The organism is Paraconexibacter sp., assembly GCF_041602235.1.
In the GTDB taxonomy this organism is placed as follows: Bacteria; Actinomycetota; Thermoleophilia; order Solirubrobacterales; family Solirubrobacteraceae; genus Paraconexibacter.
On record NZ_JBFIGP010000334.1, the window covers coordinates 1 to 3808 of the forward strand.

Sequence of the window (3808 nt, forward strand, 5' to 3'; positions counted from 1 at the left end):
CGGCATCGGCCGCCGACCCTGTCCGCAGCCGCCCGAGACCGATCTGGGACCAGCGGTAGCTCCCGTGCGCCATCCGTGGCGGATAGGCTCACGCCATGGACGAGTGGGTGCTCTGGATCCTCCTGGCGGTCGCGCTGTCGGTCGGTGAGATTCTCAACATGAGTTTCTTCCTCGCCCCGTTCGCGGTGGGGGCGCTGGTCGCGGCGCTCACCGCGGCCCTGGGGCTCGCCCTGGGACCGTCCGTCGCCGTCTTCCTCCTGGTGTCGGCGGTCGCGTTCGGCGGCCTGCGTCCGATCGCCCGACGTCACCTCAAGGCCCCACCGCAGATCCGGACCGGCACCGCGGCGCTCATCGGGCGCAGCGCCACGGTCGTGCAGCGTGTCGACAACCGCGAGGGGGTCGGCGCCGTGAAGCTCGACGGCGAGGTCTGGTCCGCGCGCGGGTTCGACGATGACGCGGTGATCGAGGCCGGCACGCGGGTCCAGGTCATCGAGATCCGCGGAGCGACTGCGCTGGTGAGCGAGTGACCCGCGTCCCCCTGCTTCTTCCTGCTGACCCCACCACCCGGAGGTTCACCCCATGGCCGGTCTGATCGTCCTCGGAGTCATCGTCCTGTTCGCCCTGTTCGTGGCGGCCAAGACGGTTCGCATCATCCCGCAGGCTCGTGCGGGCGTCGTGGAGCGCCTCGGGCGCTACAGCCGGACCCTGCAGCCGGGGCTCACCATCGTCATCCCGTTCGTGGACAAGGTGAAGCCGCTGATCGACCTGCGCGAGCAGGTGGTCAACTTCCCGCCGTCGGGCGTCATCACGGAGGACAACGTCACGGTCAACATCGACACCGTCCTGTACTTCACGATCACCGATCCCAAGGCGGCCACGTACGAGGTCGCCAATCCGTTGCAGGCGATCGAGCAGCTGACCGTGACCACGCTGCGCAACGTCATCGGCGGGATGACGCTCGAGGACTCCCTGACCTCGCGCGATCAGATCAACTCCCAGCTGCGGACGGTGCTGGACGAGGCGACCGGCAAGTGGGGGATCCGCGTCAACCGCGTCGAGCTGAAGGCCGTCGATCCGCCCGCGTCGATCCAGGAGTCGATGGAGAAGCAGATGCGCGCCGAGCGCGATCGCCGCGCCGCGATCCTCAACGCCGAGGGCGTCAAGCAGTCGCAGATCCTCACGGCCCAGGGCGAGAAGGAGTCCGCGATCCTGACCGCGCAGGGCGCGCGCGAGTCCGCGATCCTGCGCGCCGAGGGCGAGGCGAAGGCGATCGAGACCGTGTTCATGGCGATCCATGAGGGCAAGCCCGACCAGGAGCTGCTCAGCTACCAGTACCTGCAGATGCTGCCCCAGCTCGCCCAGGGCGACGCCAACAAGGTGTTCGTCATCCCGAGCGAGTTCAACCAGGCTCTCGGGGGTCTCGGTGGCGCGGTCGCGAAGCTGGGCCGCGGCGACGGGCAGGCACCGCCGCCCGGGGCCTGAGCGAGGACAGGCCGGCTCAGCCGGCCGGCTCTGACGCCGCGGACCGCTCGGCCGCGGTCCCGACGACGCCCCGCCGGGTCCACCCGACGGTGAAGACGGCGATCGCGGCGGCGGCCGCGGCCGCGGCGATCCCGAAACCTCCGGGGGGTCCCGCGGCGTGGGCGGCGCTGCCGGCCAGGATCGCCCCGAGCGAGAACCCGGCGGTGACGCCGGTCCCCAGCCAGGCGTAGGCCTCGACCTTGGTGCCGGTGGCGGCCACCGCCCCGGCCATCGCGTTGACACCCGCGATCGCGGGTGCGATCGCCAGCCCGGACACGGGCAGGAGCGCCGCCAGGGCCCATGAGCCGGCGGTGAGCACGAGCAGCAGGTCGCCGACGACGAGCGCCGCGAGGATCGCGACGAGCCGGCGCTCCGGGTGCTGCGGCGCCGTCGCCCGCGCGGCCAGCAGCCCACCCACGAGGCTGCCGAGGCCCCACGCGGATAGCAGCGCGCCCGCCGCGTGGGGATGGCCGAGATCGCTCGCGGCGGCCGTCACCGCGACCTCGATGGCCCCGAACGACACGCTGAAGGCCATCACCGTGAGGAGCAGCACGCGGATCGCCGGGGAGCCGATCGCCCCCAGTCGGCTGCGCTGCTCGCCGGGCGCGGGCGGCGTGGGCCGCCATCCCCGCGAGGCCGGGTGCGACAGGAGCCACACCGTGCCGATCGTCAGCACGAACGCGCAGACGATCAGGCCCAGCCGGGTGGAGTACGACGCGATCAGGCCGCCGATGACCAGCGGTCCGACGATGTAGCTGACCTCCATCGCGCTCGACTCGAGCGCGTAGGCGCTGTGCAGGGTGTCCCGGTCGGGGATGACGTCGGGCAGGAGCGCCAGCGTGCAGGTCGTGACCGGGGGGTGCAGCAGGCCGGCGAGGACGGCGAGCGCCGGCAGCGTCACGTCGGGAGCGTCGGCGGGAACGAGCGCGATCGCGACGAGCGCCGCCGCGGTGCAGACCACGGTGATCGCGAGGACGACGGTCTGACCGAACCGGTCGATGGCCCGGCCGACCACCGGCGCCGACGCCGCGGATCCGAACAGGTAGCTGCCGGAGACCAGGCCGGCGAACGCGAACGAGCCGCCGAGATGGCGAACCTGCAGGATCAGCAGCAGGCCGGTCGCTCCAACCGCCACCGACGCCAGCAGCGCGGCGAGGATCAGCGTCGGCGCGCCAGGTGACCTGCCCACCGCCCGCAGGCCGGTGCGTCGCACAGCAGGGGGCGTGTGGAGGTCCGCGGCCGTCACCACCCGCATCATCATCGATCGCAGGACGGGTGCAAAGGAGCGGGCGCTCTACACTGCTCCAGGTCCCGTGGCGCGCCGACCGGCCTCCACGTGGACCTCATCCCGAGACCTCCTTCCGTGTTCGACGCACTCTCCGAAAAGCTCCAGGCCACCCTGTCCGACGTCCGCGGGCACGGCACCCTCACCGAGGACGACATCAAGAAGGCCATGCGCGAGATCCGGCTCGCGCTGCTCGAGGCCGACGTCAACTTCCGGGTCGTCAAGGAGTTCACGACGACCGTCCGCGACCGCTGCATGGGCGCCGACGTCATGGGGCAGCTCAACCCCGGGCAGCAGGTCGTCAAGATCGTCAACGAGGAGCTGGCCGCCCTGATGGGCGGTGCGTCCGCCGGCATCAGCTTCTCGCCGCGGCCGCCCACGGTGATCCTCATGGCGGGTCTGCAGGGATCGGGCAAGACGACCGCGACCGCCAAGCTGGCGCGCCACCTGAACAAGGAGCACGGGTCCTCGGTCGCCGTGGCCGCCTGCGACGTGTACCGGCCCGCCGCGGTGGACCAGCTCGTGAAGGTGGGCGGCCAGGTGGGCGCGACCGTCTACGAGCAGGGCACCGACGCGAACCCGGTGGACATCGCGCGCTGGGCGCTCGACCGGGCCAAGCAGGACGGCAAGGACGTCCTGATCGTCGACACGGCCGGCCGTCTGCACGTGGACGCCGACCTGATGCAGGAGCTGAAGGACATCCGTGCCGCGGTGAAACCGCACACGATCCTGCTCGTCGTCGACGCGATGACCGGTCAGGACGCGGTGAACGTCGCCGAGCAGTTCGGCGAGGCGGTCAGCTTCGACGGGGTCGTGATGTCCAAGCTGGACGGGGATGCGCGTGGCGGCGCGGCGCTCTCGGTCAAGGCGGTCACCGGCAAGCCGATCCTGTTCGCGTCCACCGGGGAGAAGCTCGACCAGTTCGAGCGCTTCCACCCCGACCGCATGTCGCAGCGGATCCTCGGCATGGGCGACGTCATGTCGCTCATCGAGAAGGCCGAG

At 71.4% G+C, this 3808-nt stretch carries 4 protein-coding genes; 3 read left to right on the top strand and 1 reads right to left on the bottom strand.

All coding sequences use genetic code 11. The features are described 5' to 3' along the window. Positions 1–95 precede the first annotated feature (95 nt). Positions 96–527 (top strand): NfeD family protein, encoded by a 432-nt coding sequence (locus ABYE80_RS18295; RefSeq protein WP_372791737.1) that lies wholly within the window; start codon positions 96–98, stop codon positions 525–527. A gap of 52 nt (positions 528–579) precedes the next feature. Beyond that, positions 580–1482 carry an SPFH domain-containing protein gene (locus tag ABYE80_RS18300; protein ID WP_372791738.1) on the top strand — a complete coding sequence of 301 codons (903 nt, stop codon included), beginning with the start codon at positions 580–582 and terminating at the stop codon, positions 1480–1482. A 16-nt stretch (positions 1483–1498) separates the two neighbouring features. Here ABYE80_RS18300 and ABYE80_RS18305 read toward each other — a convergent pair whose 3' ends face one another. Then, entirely contained in the window at positions 1499–2767 is a 1269-nt protein-coding gene (locus ABYE80_RS18305) for an MFS transporter (protein ID WP_372791739.1), read from the bottom strand. Between the two features lie 117 nt (positions 2768–2884). Here ABYE80_RS18305 and ABYE80_RS18310 point away from each other — a divergent pair. Beyond that, on the top strand, positions 2885–3808 hold a 924-nt coding region (locus ABYE80_RS18310), incomplete at its 3' end, for a signal recognition particle protein (RefSeq protein WP_372791740.1).

Bases quoted from the DNA above. Each gene is read 5' to 3' on its own strand.
- ABYE80_RS18295 (WP_372791737.1), top strand. From the start codon at position 96: ATGGACGAGTGGGTGCTCTGGATCCTCCTGGCGGTCGCGCTGTCGGTC.
- ABYE80_RS18300 (WP_372791738.1), top strand. From the start codon at position 580: ATGGCCGGTCTGATCGTCCTCGGAGTCATCGTCCTGTTCGCCCTGTTC.